The 21177-nt window shown below is 56.0% G+C and carries 19 protein-coding genes; 10 read left to right on the forward strand and 9 right to left on the reverse strand.

The annotated features are described in order from the left end of the window. Positions 1-4 precede the first annotated feature (4 nt). Positions 5-1027: a porphobilinogen synthase gene (gene hemB, locus V8L73_RS01560; protein WP_027273564.1), complete on the forward strand. Its 1023-nt coding sequence runs from the start codon at positions 5-7 to the stop codon at positions 1025-1027. 84 nt (positions 1028-1111) lie between these two features. On the opposite strand, the gene rfaH is transcribed toward hemB, so the two are convergent. After that, positions 1112-1603, reverse strand: a complete 492-nt coding sequence (gene rfaH / locus V8L73_RS01565; protein WP_027273563.1) for a transcription/translation regulatory transformer protein RfaH — start codon at positions 1601-1603, stop codon at positions 1112-1114. Positions 1604-2053: 450 nt separating this feature from the next. On the opposite strand from rfaH, the gene pepE reads away from it, so the two are divergent. The 4 genes from pepE (at position 2054) to V8L73_RS01585 (ending at position 6217) form a co-directional block, all read left to right on the forward strand. Beyond that, the gene (gene pepE, locus V8L73_RS01570) at positions 2054-2779 is read left to right on the forward strand and encodes a dipeptidase PepE (protein ID WP_027273562.1); all 726 of its coding nucleotides are present in this window, start codon (positions 2054-2056) and stop codon (positions 2777-2779) included. A 248-nt stretch (positions 2780-3027) separates the two neighbouring features. Continuing rightward, positions 3028-4515, forward strand: coding sequence for a 4-hydroxy-3-polyprenylbenzoate decarboxylase (gene ubiD / locus V8L73_RS01575; RefSeq protein WP_347253972.1), 1488 nt, complete (start codon positions 3028-3030; stop codon positions 4513-4515). A gap of 62 nt (positions 4516-4577) precedes the next feature. Continuing rightward, positions 4578-5279 (forward strand): NAD(P)H-flavin reductase, encoded by a 702-nt coding sequence (fre, locus tag V8L73_RS01580; RefSeq protein WP_261831747.1) that lies wholly within the window; start codon positions 4578-4580, stop codon positions 5277-5279. A gap of 149 nt (positions 5280-5428) precedes the next feature. Then, positions 5429-6217, forward strand: coding sequence for a tyrosine-protein phosphatase (locus V8L73_RS01585; protein ID WP_347253973.1), 789 nt, complete (start codon positions 5429-5431; stop codon positions 6215-6217). Positions 6218-6270: 53 nt separating this feature from the next. Here the strand turns inward: V8L73_RS01585 and asd are convergent, their stop codons facing one another. From asd to V8L73_RS01600, 3 genes are all read right to left on the reverse strand, one after another. After that, on the reverse strand, positions 6271-7374 hold the full coding sequence (gene asd, locus V8L73_RS01590) for an aspartate-semialdehyde dehydrogenase (protein WP_347253974.1): 1104 nt from the start codon (positions 7372-7374) through the stop codon (positions 6271-6273). A 208-nt stretch (positions 7375-7582) separates the two neighbouring features. Continuing rightward, positions 7583-8209 (reverse strand): homoserine/homoserine lactone efflux protein, encoded by a 627-nt coding sequence (rhtB, locus tag V8L73_RS01595; protein WP_027273557.1) that lies wholly within the window; start codon positions 8207-8209, stop codon positions 7583-7585. Positions 8210-8357: 148 nt separating this feature from the next. Continuing rightward, positions 8358-9221: a glycerophosphodiester phosphodiesterase family protein gene (locus V8L73_RS01600; RefSeq protein ID WP_347253975.1), complete on the reverse strand. Its 864-nt coding sequence runs from the start codon at positions 9219-9221 to the stop codon at positions 8358-8360. A 249-nt stretch (positions 9222-9470) separates the two neighbouring features. Between V8L73_RS01600 and pldB the strand changes: the two genes are divergently transcribed. Together pldB and yigL are read left to right on the forward strand one after the other, a co-directional pair. Then, the gene (gene pldB, locus V8L73_RS01605; protein ID WP_347253976.1) at positions 9471-10472 is read left to right on the forward strand and encodes a lysophospholipase L2; all 1002 of its coding nucleotides are present in this window, start codon (positions 9471-9473) and stop codon (positions 10470-10472) included. 46 nt (positions 10473-10518) lie between these two features. Continuing rightward, complete coding sequence (gene yigL / locus V8L73_RS01610) at positions 10519-11316, forward strand: sugar/pyridoxal phosphate phosphatase YigL (RefSeq protein ID WP_027273555.1); 798 nt, start codon at positions 10519-10521, stop codon at positions 11314-11316. 53 nt (positions 11317-11369) lie between these two features. On the opposite strand, the gene glpQ is transcribed toward yigL, so the two are convergent. Both glpQ and glpT read right to left on the reverse strand, forming a co-directional pair. Continuing rightward, a complete protein-coding gene (gene glpQ / locus V8L73_RS01615) occupies positions 11370-12458 on the reverse strand; it encodes a glycerophosphodiester phosphodiesterase (protein ID WP_347253977.1) in 1089 nt (362 codons plus the stop codon). 257 nt (positions 12459-12715) lie between these two features. Beyond that, entirely contained in the window at positions 12716-14074 is a 1359-nt protein-coding gene (gene glpT, locus V8L73_RS01620) for a glycerol-3-phosphate transporter (RefSeq protein WP_027273553.1), read from the reverse strand. 378 nt (positions 14075-14452) lie between these two features. Between glpT and glpA the strand changes: the two genes are divergently transcribed. Genes glpA through glpC form a run of 3 tightly spaced genes read left to right on the forward strand, consistent with a single transcriptional unit; the run spans position 14453 to position 18544 of the window. After that, the gene (glpA, locus tag V8L73_RS01625) at positions 14453-16093 is read left to right on the forward strand and encodes an anaerobic glycerol-3-phosphate dehydrogenase subunit A (RefSeq protein ID WP_261831742.1); all 1641 of its coding nucleotides are present in this window, start codon (positions 14453-14455) and stop codon (positions 16091-16093) included. Further along, complete coding sequence (gene glpB / locus V8L73_RS01630) at positions 16083-17345, forward strand: glycerol-3-phosphate dehydrogenase subunit GlpB (protein ID WP_027273551.1); 1263 nt, start codon at positions 16083-16085, stop codon at positions 17343-17345. The genes glpA and glpB overlap by 11 nt, the downstream gene beginning before the upstream one ends. Next, positions 17342-18544 (forward strand): anaerobic glycerol-3-phosphate dehydrogenase subunit GlpC, encoded by a 1203-nt coding sequence (gene glpC / locus V8L73_RS01635; RefSeq protein WP_027273550.1) that lies wholly within the window; start codon positions 17342-17344, stop codon positions 18542-18544. Before glpB ends, glpC begins: the two co-directional genes overlap by 4 nt. A gap of 130 nt (positions 18545-18674) precedes the next feature. On the opposite strand, the gene V8L73_RS01640 is transcribed toward glpC, so the two are convergent. From V8L73_RS01640 to V8L73_RS01650, 3 genes are all read right to left on the reverse strand, one after another. Then, positions 18675-19253, reverse strand: a complete 579-nt coding sequence (locus tag V8L73_RS01640; RefSeq protein WP_261831740.1) for a DcrB-related protein — start codon at positions 19251-19253, stop codon at positions 18675-18677. A 129-nt stretch (positions 19254-19382) separates the two neighbouring features. Beyond that, positions 19383-20054, reverse strand: coding sequence for a 7-cyano-7-deazaguanine/7-aminomethyl-7-deazaguanine transporter (locus V8L73_RS01645; RefSeq protein WP_027273548.1), 672 nt, complete (start codon positions 20052-20054; stop codon positions 19383-19385). A gap of 156 nt (positions 20055-20210) precedes the next feature. Beyond that, entirely contained in the window at positions 20211-21104 is an 894-nt protein-coding gene (locus V8L73_RS01650) for a pirin family protein (RefSeq protein WP_347253978.1), read from the reverse strand. Positions 21105-21177 lie beyond the last annotated feature (73 nt).

The raw sequence follows: 21177 nt of genomic DNA on the forward strand, positions 1-21177 counted from the left end.
GAGTGTGAGCTATGTTATTCCCGGGGCGTATCCCCACCGTCGCCTGCGCCGCGTGCGCGCCCACGACTTCAGCCGCCGCTTGGTGTGCGAAAACCAGCTGACGGTTAACGACCTGATTTATCCGGTATTCATTATGGAAGGCGAGAACCGTCGTCAAGACGTGCCTTCCATGCCGGGCGTCAGCCGCATGACGGTCGATATCCTGATAAAGGAAGCGGAAGAGCTGGCGAAGCTGGGCGTTCCGGTTATCTCCCTGTTCCCGGTGATTGAGTCCGATCTTAAAAGCCTGTACGCAGAGCAGGCCTACAACCCGCAGGGGCTGGTGCCTCGGGCGGTAAGAGCGCTGAAGCAGGCGGTTCCTGAGCTTGGCGTCCTGACCGACGTTGCGCTTGACCCTTATACCACTCATGGGCAGGACGGCATTATCGACAGCGACGGCTACGTGATTAACGAAGTGACGAAAGAGATTCTGGTCCGCCAGGCCCTGTGCCATGCGGAGGCCGGCGCTGACATCGTCGCGCCCAGCGATATGATGGACGGCCGCATCGGCGCGGTTCGCCAGCAGCTGGAGGCCCAGAGCTTTATAAACACGCAAATTATGGCCTATTCCGCCAAGTATGCTTCCTGCTACTACGGGCCGTTCCGCGATGCGGTCGGATCAAGCGGCAACCTGAAGGGCGGCAACAAGAAAACCTACCAAATGGATCCGGCCAACGGCAACGAAGCGCTGCAAGAAGTGGCTCAGGACCTGCAGGAAGGGGCTGATATGGTGATGGTGAAGCCGGGGATGCCGTATCTTGACGTGATTCGTCAGGTGAAGGACACCTTTGCAGTGCCGACGTTCGCCTATCAGGTCTCCGGCGAGTACGCCATGCACATGGCGGCTTTCCAAAACGGTTGGCTGCAGGAGCAACCGGCCGTGCTGGAATCCCTGCTGTGCTTCAAGCGCGCCGGCGCCGACGGCGTGCTGACCTACTTTGCCAAACGCGTCGCCCAGTGGCTGCGCGACGAAGCGACGCGTCGCTAACGACGTTGGGGAAGCGGCGCGCGCCGCTTCCTGTTGGGCAGTGTCCCGCCATTGTCGCCACCGCGGACAATGGCGGGACATAGCCTAGTCTCGTTTTTCAAACTGCGTATTGTCGACGCGATGCGACACCTGCTGGTTAATCAGGTTAAGCAGCAGAATAGAGCGCGTCTCTCCATCGGGCTCTGCGTAGATAGCCTCCAGCCCTTCAAAAATTCCTTCGGTAATGACGACCTTATCCCCGCTTTTAGGCAGGGAAGGCGAGCTTATCAGCGGCTTTGGCTGCATCATCAGGCTTTTTATCAGGCTAAACGGTACCGTCACCGGGTAGCGCCCAAAGCGAATAAAGTGGCTGACTCCGCGCGTTGAGCTGATGGTGGTCGTGTGGATCCTTTCCGGATCGAGTTCGATGAACAGATAGTTGGGAAACAGCGGCTCGCTGACTACAGTCTTTTTACCCCTAACTATTTTCTCTATCTCATACATAGGGCTAAAACAGGGAACCTCCTGACGCTCGAGGTTCTCCTGGGCCCGCATCAGTTGCCCGCGTTTACAGTAAAGCAGATACCATGATTCCATATACGTTTGTCGGACTTTGAGTTACGGGACACGGGCCTAAGCATAGCAAAAGCACGAATGAATAAACATATACCCGTCATACTTCAAGCCGCAGGCGCGTTGGCTGCGCTCGCTCACCCTAGTCACTTACTTATGTAAGCTCCTAGGGATTCCCTCGCTTGCTGCCTTCCTGCAACTTGAATTATTTAGGGTATAACAGGGTATGCGTTGGTCGATTAATTAGGCGATTAGGATTATTCTGGTAAGGACAGTCCGCACGGTTTCGTTACCGCCGCTCTGCCGATTGGTGATGAATTAACCGTCGGAGGGGGCATAAGCGGTAAGCGATCACAGTAAAGATGCGTGTTTTTTCGTATCCTTATGCGGCAAAATCCAGGCTGGCTTCCGTCCTTTTTTCCACTGAAGCGGAAGTTGGCCGGTACGTTAACAAACTAAACAGAGGTAGATTGTATGGAACTCATATTGTTGAGTAATGGCAAGACGTCCGGTGACGCAGAGCTCTTAGGCTATGCAAAAAAGCAAATTTTGGCCGTTCTAGAAAGCCGGAAGGTCGCCAAGGCAATATTGATTCCTTATGCCCTGATTCGTAGTGATTATGACTCACGCGCTCGTGACTTGGAAAAAAGCCTCGGCATATCCGTCACCAGCGTTCACCACTTTGATAACCAGGCCGAAGCTATCGATCAGGCCGAGTGCATTATCATCAGCGGTGGCAATACCTGGATGTTGAATCAGATGATGCATGAGAAAGGGCTGATTGTGCCTATTCAGCGCGCGGTGCGCGAGCGCAACATTCCTTATATCGGTTGGAGCGCCGGCTGCAACGTGGCCTGTCCTTCCATCAGAACCACCAACGATATGCCCGTTCGCAGCAGCGTAGTACTGCCTTCGCTGGGCCTGTTCCCCGTCCAGATTAACCCGCACTACATTGACGCTCACGTAAGCGGCCATATGGGCGAAACGCGCGACGAGCGCATCGCAGAATTCTGCGCGGTAAACCCGACGGAGTCCGTCGTGGCGATCCGTGAAGGCAGCCTGCTGCAAATTTCCGGCAACGACCTGACCTATTTCAGCGCCAAAGGGCAAGGATTCAAAATTTTCCGCCACGGTCAGGAAACCACAGAGCATATGGACACGAAGGCGCTGAGCAAGCTTGTCCCCTTTACCTGCTGTTAATTGGCGGTAATTAGAAGTAAAGTAAGGGAAACCTTCTATACCCCGTCATACTTCAAGTTGCCTGTGCGTTGGCTGCGCTTGCTCACCCCAGTCACTTACTTATGTAAGCTCCTGGGGATTCTCTCGCTTGCCGCCTTCATGCAACTCGAATTATTTAGGGTATACTTTTCAAACTTCCGGCTGCGCGTTTTGCAGCCGGAAGTATTCAGAATAGTCTATTAACGCCTTTGGCCTGCGGTAGAGAGCGAATGAAATATCGAGACCTGCGGGAGTTTTTGGCGCTGCTTGAGCAGCGGGGAGAACTCAAGCGCATTAAACAGCCGATTGATCCCTATCTGGAAATGACCGAGATCGCCGACCGTACGCTGCGGGCCGAAGGTCCTGCCCTGCTGTTTGAAAATCCGAAAGGGTACGATGTGCCGGTGCTGTGCAACCTGTTTGGTACGCCCAAGCGTGTCGCATTAGGGATGGGACAAGAGGAAGTGAGCGCGTTGCGCGACGTAGGCGAACTGCTGGCGTTCCTCAAGGAGCCCGAGCCTCCCAAGGGCTTTCGCGACCTGATGGACAAGCTGCCGCAGTTTAAGCAAGTGCTGAACATGCCGACGAAACAGCTGTCCTCGGCTCCCTGTCAGGAGCAGATCTGGCAGGGGGACGACGTCGACCTCACCAAATTACCCATCATGCACTGTTGGCCAGAGGATGCAGCCCCGCTGATTTCATGGGGGCTCACGGTGACGCGCGGCCCACACAAAGCGCGCCAGAATCTGGGTATCTACCGTCAACAGGTGCTGGGCAAGAACAAGGTTATTATGCGCTGGCTGTCCCACCGAGGCGGCGCATTAGACTATCAGGAGTGGCGTCAGAAGCACCCCGGAGAGCGTTTTCCCATCGCGGTCGCGCTGGGCGCCGACCCGGCGACGCTGCTGGCCGCGGTGACGCCGGTGCCGGACACGCTGTCCGAATACGCTTTTGCCGGGCTGCTGCGCGGCTATAAGACCGACGTGGTTAAATGTATCTCCTGCGATTTGGAAGTCCCGGCCAGTGCCGAGATCGTGCTGGAAGGGTACATTGAGCCAGGAGAACTCGCCCCCGAAGGGCCCTACGGCGATCACACCGGCTACTATAACGAAGTGGACAACTTCCCCGTTTTCACCGTTACCCACATTACCCGCCGCGCCGACGCGATTTACCATTCCACCTATACCGGACGGCCGCCGGACGAGCCCGCCGTCATGGGATTGGCGCTCAACGAAGTGTTTGTGCCCATCCTGAGAAAGCAGTTTCCGGAAATCGTCGATTTCTACTTGCCGCCGGAGGGCTGTTCTTATCGAATGGCCATCGTCACGATGAAAAAGCAGTACGCCGGCCACGCCAAGCGCGTAATGATGGGCGTCTGGTCTTTCCTGCGGCAGTTTATGTACACCAAGTTCGTCATCGTTTGCGATGACGACATTAACGCCCGCGACTGGAAGGACGTCATCTGGGCGATAACGACGCGTATGGATCCGGCGCGCGACACGGTGCTGATGGAAAACACGCCGATAGACTATCTGGACTTCGCTTCACCGGTATCCGGCCTGGGTTCTAAAATGGGGATGGATGCCACCAACAAGTGGCCGGGTGAGACGCAAAGAGAGTGGGGACGCCCGATTACCAAGGATCCAGAGGTTTGCGCGCGCATCGATGCGCTTTGGGACGAGCTGGGCATATTTGAATCGAGCAACGCCTCCCGCTAATATGACTGACGCACCGCTTAACGGCACTTTTGATTTTAATGACCCCGCTTTAGAGGGAATACATGGCAACGTTGAACTGTAAAATCGCCTCCGTGGAATCTATTACCGATACGGTGTTTCGCGTCAGGTTAATTCCGCAAGAGCCGGTTTCATTTCTGGCAGGTCAATACCTGCTGGTCGTTATGGATGAACGAGACCGTCGCCCGTTTTCAATGGCCTCGACGCCGATGGAAGACGGCGTTATCGAACTGCACGTCGGCGCGTCCGAGTTTAATCTGTACGCCATGGCCGTGATGGACCGCCTGCTGACGGAAAAGAGCATCAGCGTGGATATTCCCCACGGAGACGCGTGGTTTCGTCAGGATTCCGATCGCCCCATGCTGCTTATCGCCGGCGGCACCGGTTTTTCTTACGTGAACTCCATCCTGATGACCGCGCTGTCGCAGACGCCGACGAGAAAGATTTCGCTGTACTGGGGCGGGCGCGAAGCCGAGCACCTGTACGACATGGGGCGTTTGGAGGCGCTGACGGTGCAGTATCCCAATCTGGACGTAGTTTCCGTTGTCGAACAGCCGAACGAAGGGTGGCGCGGCCGCACTGGAACGGTGCTGGCGGCGGTATTGGCTGACTTTGGCTCGCTGGCGGACTATGACATTTACATCGCCGGCCGTTTTGAAATGGTAAAAATAGCCAGAGAGCGCTTCTGTCTTGAGCGCGGCGCTGATGAAAAGCGCATGTTTGGCGATGCGTTCTCATTCATCTGATACTCACTTCTTCACGCCGCTGTGCTAACGCAAAGCGGCGGCCTTACGGGCTCGTCGCCTTTATCGAGAGGACGTTTCGCGTCCCCCGCCATCGTAATCTTTACGGTATTTTTTATCATGAACCAAGCTAGCTGAAACAAGAGGGAATTATGGCCACTATTGATTTATTACACGCATCGCTACTGCCGCTACAGGGAGGCATCAACTTTCGCGATCAGGGAGGCAACATAGCCGCCGATGGTCGCAGGGTTAAGCCGGGCAAGCTGCTGCGCGCAGGCGCACTGGACAGGCTGACGGAACGCGACTGTGATTATCTGAGCCAAATTCCCTTAACCAGCATTATCGACTATCGGGACGCCGACGAAGTGGCGCTTCGACCGGACGTAGTTTGGCAGGGCGTAAGCTATGACAACGTTCCGGCTAACCCGCTGACGGACGACGTCAACGCCAACTTTTCCAAGCTTACGGATGAAGCGCTGGCGGCGTTCGACGCCGCCGACTTTATGAACCGGCTGTATAATCAGCTGCCGTTTGACAACCGGGCCTATCGCCACCTGGTGCAGGTCATGTTGGCGCCGGGCGACGGCGCGCTGGTGCAGCACTGCGCGGTAGGGAAAGACCGTACCGGCATCGGCTCGGCGCTGGTGCTGTTAACGCTGGGGGCGTCGAAGGATACCGTTATAGAAGACTATATGCTGACGGAAACCACGCTTGAACCCTTCCGCCAGGAGATGATGAGCCATCTGGCTAAGCAGCTGACGCAGCAGCACGGCATCGACAGCCTGAACTACGTGATGTCGGCCAAGGAGTCGTTTATCGGCACTGCGCTGAAGGCGATTGAGCAGCGCTACGGCAGCACCGACAGCTGGTTGGAGCAGGAGTTTGGCCTGACGCCGCAGGTGCGGGTGAAAATTCAGGATAAGTATCTGGAGTCCTGAGTAAAGAAACTTCTCCCCTCCGCAAAGGCGGAAGGGAGAGGGGTACGGTAGGATTACAGCAAAATGCGCAGCATGCGACGCAGCGGCTCTGCGGCGCCCCACAGCAGCTGATCGCCGACGGTGAAGGCCGACAGGTATTCCGGCCCCATGTTCAGCTTGCGCAGGCGGCCTACCGGCGTTGCCAGCGTGCCGGTGACGGCGGCGGGGGTTAGCTCGCGCATGGTGATTTCGCGATCGTTCGGCACCACCTTCACCCACTCGTTGTGCGACGCCAGCATGCTTTCGATTTCGCTCAGAGAGACGTCTTTCTTCAGTTTCAGGGTAAACGCCTGACTGTGGCAGCGCAGAGCGCCGATGCGTACGCACAGGCCGTCGACCGGGATAGTGCTGGCGGTGTTGAGGATCTTGTTGGTCTCAGCCTGACCTTTCCACTCTTCGCGGCTTTGGCCGTTTTCCAACTGCTTGTCGATCCATGGGATCAGGCTGCCGGCCAGCGGCACGCCGAAGTTGTCTACCGGCAGCGCGCCGTTGCGCATTTGCGCGGTAACGCGGCGCTCAATGTCCAAAATGGCGGAGGCCGGATCTTCCAGCTCTTTTGCCGCCACGGCGTGCAGCATGCCCATTTGGGTCAGCAGTTCGCGCATGTGGCGCGCGCCGCCGCCGGAGGCCGCCTGATAGGTGGCGACGGAGGCCCACTCAACCAGATTGTTGGCGAACAGGCCGCCTAAGGCCATCAGCATCAGGCTGACGGTGCAGTTGCCGCCGACGAAGGTTTTTACGCCCTGATTCAGGCCCTGATCGATGACGTGCTGGTTGACCGGATCGAGGATAATAATCGCATCGTCTTTCATGCGCAGCGTAGAGGCCGCGTCGATCCAGTAGCCGTTCCAGCCCGTAGCGCGAAGCTTAGGATAGATTTCGCTGGTGTAGTCGCCGCCCTGACAGGTGACGATGATGTCCAGCGCGCGAAGCGCGTCGATATCGTTAGCGTCCTGCAGCGTGCCGCCCTGACCGGTGAATGAGGGCGCAGCCTGGCCCGTTTGTGAAGTAGAGAAAAAGACCGGGCGAATAGCGTCAAAATCGCGTTCTTCGATCATTCGTTGCATCAGAACGGAGCCAACCATACCGCGCCAGCCAACAAAACCGACGTTTTTCATATTTAGTATCCTAACCTTGCTGTAATCAATTGGCGGGGTGGGCGCGGAGCGGCCGCGCTGCCCTTGAATGTTGTGTTTCTGAGTTATCTTGCACAGACCTCTTCCACATTACAAAATGTATCCAGCCGTGCAAGTAAATTTATTCGATATAAACAAAATATTTAGCAATAAAACTTATAATTCGGCGTTTTCTTTCGTCGCCGAGCGCTTAATGCGTCGCCCTGCGCGCCATCAACAGCAGGCCGCCGACCAGAATAAACAGTGAACCGAACAGGCGGTTAAGAAGCCGCATCTGGTGCGGCTGACGGACCCACTTGGCTACGCGGCTGGCGAGCAGCGCATAGCCAACCATGACGACAATATCCACCGCGACGCTGGTGACGCCGAGAATCAGATACTGGGCGGCCTGCGGCTGATTGGGCACGATAAACTGCGGGAACAGCGCCGCCAGAAACACGATGCTTTTAGGGTTGGTCAGGTTAACCAGCACGGCGCGCTTAAAGCGGCCGCTTTTGGGCAGCGACTGGGACACCGCGTTAAGGTCCATCGCTCCCGCCGCTCGCCACTGCTGGATGCCGAGCCAGATAAGATAGGCCGCGCCCAGCCACTTCAACGCGACGAACGCCATCGCCGACTGCGACAGCAGCGTCCCCAGCCCGACGCCAACCAGTACGATGTGTGCCGCAAGGCCGACCTGAAGGCCCGCTATCGCGGGGATAGCGCCGCGAAAGCCGTAGGTGATGCCGGTGCTCATGGTGTTTATTGCGCCAGAGCCGGGAGAAAGGCTAAGAATAATCGTTGTGACTAAATAGGTTAGCCACCATTCAAAAGTCATGGTAAAGGTTCTGCGTTAATGGGAGGGGATACGATTTTTTATCACGCTTTCAGACGCCAGCGCCAGATTTTTTAATCCGCGTCGGTGAGGTAAACAAACGGCGGGCAGACCCTGCCGTTTGTTTTCGGAAAAAGTCAGCGTCGGAGGGCTATTTTTTTACGATCGTACGGAATTTTTCCGGCGAATTCACCATCACGCCGTCCGCACCCAGCTCTACTGCCGTTTGATAATCCTGCGGGCTATTGACGCCAAACAGAATGACGTGGGCTTCACCCTGGGAGCGGAAGCAGGCCATGGCTTCTTTATCCCAGGTCAGCGTGGCCTGAGAACGGCCTTCGCCCAGGGTGAACGTCTCCACAACTTCAACCTTCCTGTTCAGCTCCAGGCCGTACCAGCGGGGCTTATCGCTGTTTTCTACGCGACATGAATGGTTAAGGGAAACGTTGGCCAATATCGTTCTGGTCGCATCGCGGCTTTCAAAGCGAGGAACGCTGGCCGGAAGGGCGTTAAGATAGCCCTCTTCCGTGGAATAAACCCGCACCCGCGAGGACGAGCCGGTTTTTTTCAACACGGCGGTCAGCGCATCGGCAAAGCGTGCGGGATCGGCATCGGGGGATTTTATATCCAAATAAAAGAACGTGGACGGGTAGCGGGTTAATACGGCCTCAAGGGTGGGAATAGTAATGTTCTTTCCCCTGTAAGGGTGGCTGTCCTTGCCAAATGACCAACCGGCGTCCGCAGCGGCAAGCTGTGACAGCGTATAGTCGGAAATTGGCCCCTGTTTATCCGTTAGCGCTTCCAGTTTGGAAGGGCGATAAAGGACCGGGACGTTGTCCTTGGTTAATTGAAGGGTTATCCATATGGCGTCAGCGCCGTTGCTGAGCGACTTCTCTATTGCTACAAGGGTGTTTTCCGGCGCGTCGTCCGTTCCTGCTCGGTGCGCGACGATTTGAGGCTGGGCGAACGCGCCGAATGAACTTCCCAGTAGAACCAGTATCGCTATTGTTTTCATTTGAACGCTCCTTTTCTATCCATTGAGTATTAATCAAAAAATATCGGGGGACTGTTAGTAAAAAACCGGCCTACCATACTAGTCGTTGTCTTTTTTTAGAACGTATTTTTTGTATTGGTAGTACGATGTTGGTATGTAGTCATGCCGATGAAGGTTATAAAATTATTGGATTAAATGACGACTGAGTCTTTTTAATGTGCGCATCGCTTCGCGATGAACAGCGTTAACGCCAGCGGGGGCCCTTAATTTATGACAACGGATTTCTTTGCGTTAGAGCTGGAGCTATTAAGTCGTGAAAAACGCTTTGCTGCGTTTTCCTCCGGCCCGCTGCTGGATTTCTGGCAGCTGCGGCGGGAAGCTGACTTTGAAGGCGTTGGCGGCATTGAAATTTCCTACGTTCGATTTACGTCTCCTGAACACCGGCGCGCAGTGGTTATCTCCCCCGGCAGAACGGAGGGCTATATTAAATATCAGGAGTTGGCCTACGACCTGTTTCACTGCGGCTATGACGTCTGGATTATCGATCACCGCGGGCAGGGTTTTTCCGGCCGCCTGCTGGAAGACGGCCAGCGTGGGCACGTAGAGGAGTTTGATGACTACGTCGAGGACTTCGAAACCTTTTGGCAAACCGCCTTTACGCCGCATCGCTATGCGCACGCGTTTCTTATCGCCCACTCCATGGGGGGCGCGATTTCCGCGCTGTTTCTCGCTCGCCATCCGGGCGCCGTCTCCGCCGCCGCGCTCTGTGCGCCGATGCTGGGTATTCGCCTGCCGATGCCCAAGTGGCTGGCAAAGCGCATTACGGACGTGGCGGAACGCTGGCAGAGCGTCAGAGAGCATTATGCGGTCGGCACCGGCCGCTGGCTCCCGCTGCCCTATGCGGTTAATATTTTGACTCACAGCAAGGTGCGCTACCGCCTTTATTCTCGCCACTATTCGGACTACCCGGAGCTTCGCATCGGCGGCCCGACCTATCGCTGGGTCAAAGAGTCAATAGAAGCCGGCGAACAGGCGATTGCCCTGGCGCCTCAAATTACCACGCCTCTTATGCTGCTACAGGCCGGAGAAGAGCGCATCGTTGATAACGACGCACAGGACGCTTTTTGTCAGGCGATGGCGCAGGCTGGGCACCCTTGCGAAAGCGGCGGACCGATAGTTATCAAGGGCGCTTTTCACGAAATCCTCTTTGAACGCGACGTGCTGCGTACGGAGGCGTTGCTGGATATTTTGCGCTTTTTCGCGCAGTATTGATGTTTAGTTATGATGAATTCTTTTTTCGTTAAGGGTTGATATTAATATGTATCCTATCGTTGCATCCGATCTGGACGGCACGCTGTTGCAGAACGACCACACGCTTTCACCCTACGCTAAAGATACGCTGCGCCTGTTATCCCAAAGCGGAATTCACTTTGTATTTGCCACCGGCCGCCATCACGTTGACGTAGGGCAGATCCGCGACGGTTTAGGCATTGACTCCTATATGATTACCTCCAACGGCGCTCGGGTGCACAACCCTCAAGGGGAGCTTATCTTCAGCCATAATCTCGATCCCAATATCGCCTACGAGCTCTACCATATCGTGGAGAGTAATCCACATATTGAAACCCACGTATACCGCAACGACGACTGGTTGACCAACCGCGACAGCGAGGACCTGAAGAACTTTCACAAAGAGTCGGACTTCAGCTATCGGCTGTTTGAACCCGATACGTTAGCGACGGACGGCGTCTGTAAGGTATTTTTCACCAGCTTTGAACACGACAGGCTGCTCAAGCTGGAGGAGGACATCAATCGGCGCTACGGCGATAAGGTTAACGCCAGCTTCTCTTTAGACTATTGTCTGGAAGTGATGGGCGGCCACGTGTCAAAAGGGTGGGCGCTGCAAGAGGTCTCGGGGTTGATGGGCTACGGTTTGAAGGACTGTATCACTTTCGGCGACGGCATGAACGACGCGGAGATGCTGTCGATGGCCGGCAAAGGCTGCATTATGCAAAACGGCTCGCCGCGCCTGAAGAAAACCCTGCCCCAGCTTGAGGTGATCGGCAGCAACGTCGACGATGCGGTGATGCACTACTTGAGAAATATGTATCTATAGTCAAAAGAAAGCGGGCGCAAAGGCGCCCGCTGCGTTCATGATTCTTTTTGCGGCTATTTATGCTGTCCCTGCTTTTGCAGGAACTTCACCGCCATATCGGGGAAGTCGGAGAACAGCCCGTCAACGCCCGCCTGGTTGTACATGACGTCCAGCAGCTGGTTCATGTCCTTCACATAGGGCGGCAGCGCGTCAGCGCGCAGCGTGTAGGGATGCACTTCCATTCCTGCCTTATGGGCGTCTTTCGTCATCGATGAAAGCACGACCTTGCCCGGCTTGGATGCCTTCACGTCAAGCAGCATCGGATATTGAGGGCCAATGCCATCGGCGTACTTGGCGATTTCCGTCATGGCGCCGGGCTTGAACATCCAGTCGTAGCTATAGTTTACAAGCTTGCCCTGAGCATCGGGTTCGAACGTCTCTTCCCAGTCGGTGTAGGCGATTAGTTGGACCAGCTTCAGATCCATTCCCGCTTTGGGCATCAGCTCGGTCTTGATGCGCTTAAGCTCATTGAAGTCGAAGCACTGAAGGTAGACGTTGTCGCTTTTCTTGGTGTAGCCGTATTTTTTCAGGACTTCCAGCGTCTTGGCCGTGATGTCTTTACCTTCGCTGCGGTGGAACCAGGGCGCTTTGATTTCGGGATAAATGCCGATGTTTTTGCCAGTAGAGTGGTTCAGGCCCTGCACGAACTCGATTTCATCTTCAAAGGTGTGGATGCGGAAATCGGATTTTCCCATCGGGAAGCGGCCAGGATAGCTCTGTACCTTTTTTCCGTCCTTAATGTCGAAACCTTCGGTGAATTTCAGCGACCTGATTTCATCCAGCGTAAAGTCGATAGCGTAATAGCGGCCGTCCTTACGGGCGCGATCGGGAAACCTGTCGGCCACGTCGGTGACGCGGTCAAGATAGTGGTCGTGCAAAACGATAAGCCTGTCGTCTTTGGTCATGACCAGATCCTGCTCGAGGAAGTCAGCCCCCTGCTGGTAAGCCATGGCCTTTGAGGCCAGCGTATGTTCGGGAAGATAACCGCTGGCGCCGCGGTGAGCGATAACGACCTTGTCGGCCTTTTGCGCCGCCTGAACGGCCGGGAGTAGGGCCATGCCTAAAACCATGCCAGCCAAAAGCGTTTTAAAACCTGTCTTCATCCTTTTCTCTCCGTGTGAGTATTTTAGAAGCACAGCAGGGGCGTTGAAAACCGCTGGCCGTGCAGCGTACGTTTTAAGCCGAATTGCTTTTTGTTTCTGTTACACATGACTGATGAAAATGGTATCCGCGTTAGATGACGTCAGGATGACGTTCGCGAATTGGGTTTGAAGCGCGTTTTATGTTTTTATTGTTATTGAGAGTGAAGATATGCGCTGCGGCCAACGTTGGCCGCAGCGTTTATTGCAACGTAAACGGATTAATTACCGGCCTGTTTTGCCAACATTTCCGCTTTGTGTTTGTTTTCGCTCAGCATGGTCATTACCAGCAGAACGACTGCCAGAGCGCTGCCGCCGATCATGACCATAAAGCCGCCGTCCCAACCGAAGAAGTCAACGGTGTAGCCGACGATGGCGCTTGCCGCAACCGAACCGCCCAGGTAGCCGAACAGGCCGGTGAAGCCCGCTGCGGTACCGGCCGCTTTCTTCGGCGCCAGCTCAAGCGCGTGCAGGCCGATAAGCATAACGGGACCGTAGATCAAAAAGCCGATAACGGTCATGCACAGCATGTCGATGCCGGGGTTGCCCGCCGGGTTCATCCAGTAAACGACGGTCGCGATGGTAACCAGAATCATAAAGAATACGCCGGTTGCGCCGCGGTTGCCCTTGAACACTTTGTCGGACATCCAGCCGCACAGCAGCGTGCCGGGGATACCCGCGTATTCATAGAAGAAGTAGGCCCAGGAAGACTTGTCCAGCGCGAAGTGCTTCACTTCCTTCAGATAGGTCGGTGACCAGTCCAGAATGCCGTAGCGCAGCAGGTAAACGAACACGTTAGCGATGGCGATGTACCACAGCAGCTTGTTCGGGAAGACGTACTTCATGAAGATTTCTTTCGCGCTCAGCTCTTCTTCGTCTTTTTCCGTGTAGTCCGGCGGATAGTCGTTTTTGTACTCTTCAATCGGCGGCAGGCCGCAGGATTGAGGCGTATCGCGCATCAGCGCAAAGGCGATCAGAGCAACGATGATGGCGGCGATAGCCGGCATGTAGAATGCGGCCTTCCAGTCGTTAAACCAGGCCATACCCAGCAAGAACAGCAGAGGTGGAATACCGCCGCCGACGTTGTGGGCGCAGTTCCAGACGGAAACGATGCCGCCGCGCTCCTTCTGCGACCACCAGTGAACCATGGTACGGCCGCACGGCGGCCAGCCCATGCCCTGGAACCATCCGCAGATGAACAGCAGCACGAACATCATCATGATGCTGGAGGTTGCCCAAGGCATAAAGCCCATCAGCAGCATGACGACGGAAGCCAAAATCAGACCCGCCGGCAGGAAAACGCGCGGATTCGAACGGTCAGAGACGGAACCCATGATGAACTTGGAGAAACCGTAAGCGATGGAGATGCCTGAAAGCGCAAAGCCCAGATCGCCGCGGCTAAAGCCCTGTTCTACCAGGTAAGGCATTGCTAACGCAAAGTTTTTTCTTACCAGATAGTAGGCGGCATAGCCGAAGAAGATCCCCATGAAGATTTGCCACCTCAGACGGCGATAAGTCGGATCGATCTTATCCTGTGGCAGACGCGCGGTGTGCTGCGCGGGTTTAAAAATACTTAGCATAGTGCCTCCACTGGCAGTCATTTATCTCTGTATTTTCGTATGAATGTAATAATGAGAGCGAACATCGATCGGATGCTCATATTATTTTCTTTATCGCTCAGTACGTTGTCATCCTTTCTTACGGTACGGCGCTTTTTATCTGCGAATTCCTATAATTTTTTCACTTTCGCCGAGCGAAATGTACCATCTTTTTAACCAAATGTATGGAATGTTAATGCTGATGTTGTGAGAATGGTCACATTAGTGTTCTTTTTTGCTCGAATGAACTCTAAATATGCTCGAATTTGTTCCTTATCAAACAAAATTGGCGCAGGATATGTATTAATAACACCATAGACGTATTCTGAACGTTAAGAATGACTGCGGGAGCAATTGACAATGAGCGTTTTTCCTTCAATCGAGACGGATGTCATCATCATTGGCGGCGGCGCGACGGGGGCCGGCGTTGCCCGCGACTGCGCTCGCCGCGGGCTGCGCACTGTTCTGTTGGAGCGTTATGACATTGCTACCGGCGCAACCGGGCGCAACCACGGCCTGCTGCACAGCGGGGCGCGCTATGCCGTGACGGACGCTGAATCGGCCCGCGAGTGTATAGAAGAAAACAAAATCCTAAAGCGCATTGCCCGCCACTGCGTAGAGCAGACCGACGGCCTGTTCTTAACGCTGCCGGAAGACGACATCGCGTTTCAATCTACCTTTATTGACGCCTGTCGCGCTGCCGGCATTGACGCGCAGGCGATGGACCCGAAGGAAGCCCTTCGCTTCGAGCCGTCCGCTAACCCCGACATGCTTGGCGCCGTCAGGGTGCCCGACGGCACCGTCGACCCGTTCCGCCTGACGGCGGCGAACGTATTGGACGCGCGCGAACACGGTGGGCAAGTGTTCACTTACCACGAGGTTATCGGCCTGATCCGCGAGGGCGACCGCGTCGTGGGCGTGAAGGCTTACGATCACTATCGCAAAGAGATGCGTGAAATACGCGGCGAGATTGTTGTTAACGCGGGCGGCATCTGGGGGCAGCGCATTGCGGAATATGCCGAGCTGCGCGTTCGCATGTTCCCAGCCAAAGGGGCGCTGCTGATTATGGGGCACCGCATCAACAACCGCGTTATTAACCGCTGCCGCAAGCCTGCCGATGCGGACATTCTGGTGCCGGGGGACACGATTTCCCTGATTGGCACTACCTCTACCCGAATTCCTTATGAAGACATCGACAATATGGTGGTTACGCCGCAAGAGGTTGATGTGCTTATTCGTGAAGGCAGCCGTCTGGCGCCGAAGTTAGCGCATACTCGCATTCTTCGCGCCTATGCCGGAGTGCGCCCGCTGGTCGCCAGCGACGACGATCCGTCCGGGCGCAACGTCAGCCGCGGCATCGTGCTTTTGGATCACGCCGTGCGCGACGGGCTGGAGGGCTTTATCACCATTACCGGCGGCAAGCTGATGACCTACCGCCTGATGGCGGAGTGGGCAACGGATAAAGTGTGCGAAAAGCTTGGGCACCGCGGTGAATGTACCACTGCGCAGGAAGCGCTTCCCGGCTCCCGACAGTCGGCCGAAGAGACGCTGGGGAAAGTAATTTCTCTGCCATCCACTATTCGAGGCTCTGCCGTCTATCGCCATGGGGATCGAGCGACTCAGCTGATAAGCAATGGTCGTCTGGACAACAGCCTGGTGTGCGAGTGCGAGGCGGTAACCGCCGGTGAGGTTCGCTACGCCGTTGAGTCTCTAAACGTGAATAACCTTATCGACCTGCGTCGGCGCACGCGCGTCGGCATGGGGACCTGTCAGGGTGAGCTGTGCGCCTGCCGTGCGGCCGGTTTGTTGAATCGGTTCAAGGTGACGACGCCTCAGCAGTCGCTCACGCAGCTTTCAACCTTTTTGAACGAGCGCTGGAAGGGCGTTCGTCCGATCGCCTGGGGAGACGCCCTGCGCGAAAGCGAATTTACCAGTTGGGTCTACCAGGGGCTATGTGGTCTGGATCCCTCATCCAGCGTGGAGAAGAGTAATGAAATTTGATGTAGCCATCATCGGCGGCGGTCTGGCCGGGTTGTCCTGCGGGATTCGACTGGCGGAGCAGGGCAAACGCTGCGCGATTATCAGCGCAGGACAAAGCGCGCTGCATTTTTCCTCCGGTTCGCTGGACTTTTTGAGCCAACGCACCGACGGTTCAACGATTGAAAAACCGCTGGACGCATTGGCCGAGCTGGGGGCCGATCACCCTTACGTCCGACTTGGAGGAGAGGCCGTCTCCCGCATGGCAAAGCAGGCTGAAGCGATGCTGGCGGACTGCGGGCTGCATTTTTTTGGCTCAATTGAGCAAAACCACCGTCGGGTTACTCCTCTGGGTACGCTTAGGGCGACCTGGCTGAGCCCGAAAGAGGTTCCCGTTGCGCCGATTGGCGGCGAGCTTCCGTGGCGGCGCGTCGCCGTGGTCGGCATCGAAGGCTTTTTGGACTTCCAGCCTCAGCTGGCCGCCGCCTCTCTGGCCGAGCGGGGCGTTGAGGCGACGATCGAGTATTTGCACTTACCCGCGCTCGACGGCCTGAGGAAGAACCCCAGCGAGTTTCGTGCGACGAATATCTCCCGCGTGCTGGACCTGCCTGAAAATCTCGCTCTGCTGGCGCAGGAGGTAGCGCGGCTGGCCGAAGACGTCGACGCCGTCATTCTCCCGGCCTGCGTAGGGCTGGAAGATTCGAACGCAATTGAAACGCTTCGCGAGCACGCCGGTAAGCCGGTGATGTTAGTACCCACTCTCCCGCCTTCGCTGCTCGGTATTCGACTGCATCAGGCGCTGCGTCGCCGCTTTTTGCAGCTGGGCGGCCAGTTTATGCCGGGTGATACCGTGCTGAAGGCCGAACTGGAAGGCCAGCGCGTTGCGCGTATCTATACCCGCAACCATACGGACATTCCCATCGAGGCGCAGCAGGTGGTGCTGGCCAGCGGCAGCTTCTTTAGCAACGGCCTGATCGCTGAATTCGAGCGCATTTTTGAGCCGGTGTTCGGGTTGGACGTTTTGGACGTACCGGAACGCCCGCAGTGGACGCATCAGAACATGTTTGTTCCTCAGCCCTATTTACGCTTTGGCGTAAAGGCTGATGAAACGCTGCGCGGAACCGTAAACGGCCAGTCGCTCGACAATCTGTACGTTATCGGCGCGGTGCTGGGAGGGTACGATCCGCTGCAGCAGGGCTGTGGCGCGGGCGTCTCTCTGGTAACGGCGCTGTATGCCGCGGAACGGATCCTTACCCAGGCGGAGGTGGCGCAATGAGCCTGACGACCGACAACAGCTTTGAGAGCTGCATCAAGTGCACCGTCTGTACGACGTACTGCCCCGTAGCGAAAGTGAATCCTAACTATCCGGGGCCCAAGCAGGCCGGGCCGGACGGCGAGCGCCTGCGGCTTAAAGACCCTACGCTGTATGACGAAGCGCTGAAATACTGCACCAACTGCAAGCGCTGCGAGGTCGCCTGTCCTTCTAACGTGAAGATCGGCGATATCATCCAGCGGGCGCGGATCAACTATGCGCCGCCCAAGTTTAAGCTGCGCGACGCGATTTTGAGCCACACTGACCTGATGGGAACGCTGTCTACGCCGTTTGCGCCGCTGGTGAACGCGACAGTAGGCCTTAAGCCGGTAAAAGGCATTCTGGACAGCGCGCTAAAAATCGATCACCGTCGCGATTTGCCTAAGTACTCGTTTGGCACGTTCCGCCAGTGGTTTCGCAAGCAGGCGGCAAAGCAGCAGGCGTTTTCCGACCAGGTGGCCTTTTTCCACGGCTGCTTCGTCAACTATAACCATCCGCAGTTGGGCAAAGACCTGGTGCGGGTGCTTAACGCGATGGGGATGGGCGTTCAACTGCTGAAAAAGGAGAAGTGCTGCGGCGTCCCCTTAATCGCTAACGGTTTCATCGATAAGGCGAAAAAGCAGGCCAACGTGAACGCTGAATCGCTGGTGGATGCGGTAATAGGCAAGGGAATTCCGGTCGTTGCGACCTCCTCGACCTGTACGTTTACGCTTCGCGATGAGTACCCCCATCTGCTGGGCGTCGATACGACGCCGGTGCGCGATAAAATCGAGCTGGCGACCCGCTTTATCTACCGGCTGCTGTCCGAAGGACGCGAGCTGAAGCTTAAGCATACGCCGATGAAAATCGCCTACCACACGCCCTGCCATATGGAAAAGATGGGCTGGACCGCCTATACGCTGGCGCTTTTGGAGCGCATTCCCGGCGTTGAGCTTATCGTTCTCGATTCCCAATGCTGCGGCATTGCGGGAACCTACGGCTTTAAGAAGGAAAACTATGAAACGTCGCAGGGCATCGGTGCGTCTTTATTCAGGCAGATTGAAGAAAGCGGTGTGGACTTCGTCGTCAGCGACTGTGAAACCTGTAAATGGCAAATAGAGATGTCGACGTCCAAACGCTGTGAGCACCCGATTACGCTGCTGGCGCAGGCGCTAGCGGACTAGCGAGAGAGTCATGGGAAGGCCCGAAAGGGCGTTTTTCCGGTCGACGTTAACTCTGGCGGACGACCGGATTTTACGATGGAAGTATTTATCCTCTGTTTCAGGCGGCCTTCGAGCCGCCTTTTTTTATATCCTACGGCTGGATTTTTAGCGAAGCGATGAAGGCATCGACCGCCTTCTCGGCATCGGCCTGCTGTTCGGCAGGGTAGGTCAGCTGTATGGTCAGCAGCTGTTGGCCTATTTGGCCAAGGATGGTGGAGGAGTAGTTTTTCTTACCGTCGATGCGTACCAGAGTATCAAGACGCTGCAGCGTTTGCCCGCCGGCCTCAACCGGCGCTTTTTTCAGCAGGGTAAGTTCACCGTCGCGCATTTTTTGCTGCGCTTCCATACGGGTAATCAGGTTTTCCAGCGAGTCGCCGGGCATTGAGCTGCTGATGACGATTAGCATTTTTTGCGCGGCGTTATCGGCAAATACCGCCATGTTAGTGGTCTGAGAGGGGCTTTTCCCGCTCTGATCCTGAAGGCCTTTGGGAACGTTAAAGCTGACCTTTCCTCCCAGCACCTGAGTTTGCCCGTCAGCGGATGCGCCGGGCTGCGCCGCAGCAGAAGAACCGTTGTCCGCTGGCGTCGTAGACGCGTCCTTGTTGCCGTCACAGGCGGCGAGGCTTACGGCAAACAGACACAGACCCATTGTTTTCATTAACTTCTGCATGGCACTTCCTTCATCTTTTATATGAGCGTCAAAGCGTAACCGCGGCATTGCTATTAAGCCGCGGCGTCGAGCGATTAGACTATAAAAATATCATCAAGGTTCGGCATGCGCCAAAATTATCTGAATTATCTACGCCGCATCGCGCATAAGCTTGGGCGTCGACTGAATGCGCACCAGCCGCTTTAGCAGCACGTTTAGCAGGATGCCGTACATCGGCAGGAAGAACAGCGCGCAGATAAGCAGCTTGAACGCATAGTCGACCAGCGCGATTTCTACCCAGTTATCCGCCATAAACGCGTTGCTGCTCTTGTAGAAGGCGATAGAGAAGAACGCGATGGTGTCGCTTAGGTTGCCGAACACGGCGGAAACGCTGGGAGCGACCCACCAGGCCTTAAGCTGGCGGAGCCGGTTGAATACGTAAATGTCGAGGATCTGCCCCAGCACGTAGGCCATAAAGCTGGCGATAGCGATGCGGGCGACGACGATGTTGAGATGATAAATAGCCTGATACCCTTGCCACGCCCCTTCATAGAACCAGGTCGACAGCAGGTAAGAAATAAGCAGCGCCGGCATCATTACCACCAGAATGATGCGTCGGGCCAGCGGCGCGCCGAACACTCGAACGGTAAGGTCCGTCGTTAAAAAGATAAACGGGAAGGTAAATGCGCCCCAGGTCGTATGGAAGCCAAAAATGGTGATAGGCAGCTGAACCAGATAGTTGCTCGAGGCAATAATCAGAATATGGAAGAACGAAAGCCATAGCAGCGCTTTGAGCCGCTGTTGTGCGGAAAATTCAAACATGTTGTGACCTTTTTAGTTAAACGGCTTACGCCTGCTGGGGTGAGGGAACCCAGCGTTGTATAAAATATGTTCGCCAAAGATACGGCAGCCGCAGATGATACCGCGTCAGAGAGGGAATGCAACCGGAGATTGCTCTGCGGCATTTATTTACGGCATTTACGGTATTGTTGGCGCAGGCGTCGGCGGCTGTCCGGCGTTTGGCACCGTACCGAAGCGGGCGCTGCCAGCGTTCCACTCTTCAACGGCGTTTCGAAGCTCTTCCTTACTGCGTCCGACGAAGTTCCACCACATCAGCACCTCTTCACCCAAGGGTTCGCCGCCAAGCAGCAGGACCCGGCTGTTTTCCGCCAGCGTTAGCGGCAGTTCGGTATGGTCTGGGTCGATATAGGCCAGCTCGTTTTGGGCGAAGGTTTCTTTCCCGATTTGAGCTTCCCCTTCCAGAATAAACAGGCCGTATTCGAAATCTCGGCGCAGAGGCAGCGTCAGCGTCGCCTTCTGGCGGTTGGCGACGTCTACGCCAACCAGCTCCGAGAAGCCGAGCGTCGGCGCGCGGCGGCCGAAAAACTCTCCCGTTAGCAGCGTGAAGCCCACGCCGCCGTCTTGCCATTTCGGCAGGTTAGGGTAGTGATCGAAGCGCGGCGGCATGTCTTTCACCGCCTCAGGCAGCGCGATCCAGAGCTGTGCGGCGTGCAGCTTCAAACAGCCGGGTACGGAATCTTCCGAATGGGATATACCGCGCCCCGCCGTCATCAGGTTAACTTGCCCGGGGCGAATCACCTGCTCATAGCCCAGGCTGTCGCGATGCAGAATTTCCCCCTCCAGCATCCAGGTAAAGGTTTGTAGTCCGGTATGGGGGTGGGGCGCGACGTGCATGCTTTGCGCATCGCTTTGAAATACGGCGGGGCCGGCGTGATCGAGAAAGCACCAGGCGCCGATAAGGCGTCGTTCCTTAACCGGCAGCCCGCGCGCAACGGGGATGCCGCCAACGTCTTTCGTTCGGGAAGCGATGCGCTGAAGGTCGGGCGTTTGGGGAGTTGGTGTATGGGGCATAGTTTGTCCTCACTGTTCTTCGAACAACCGTCTGGTATATCCGTTAGGCTTGCGCTCACTGCGCATCGTATTA

This window comes from Leminorella grimontii (assembly GCF_039789245.1).
GTDB lineage: Bacteria > Pseudomonadota > Gammaproteobacteria > Enterobacterales > Enterobacteriaceae > Leminorella > Leminorella grimontii.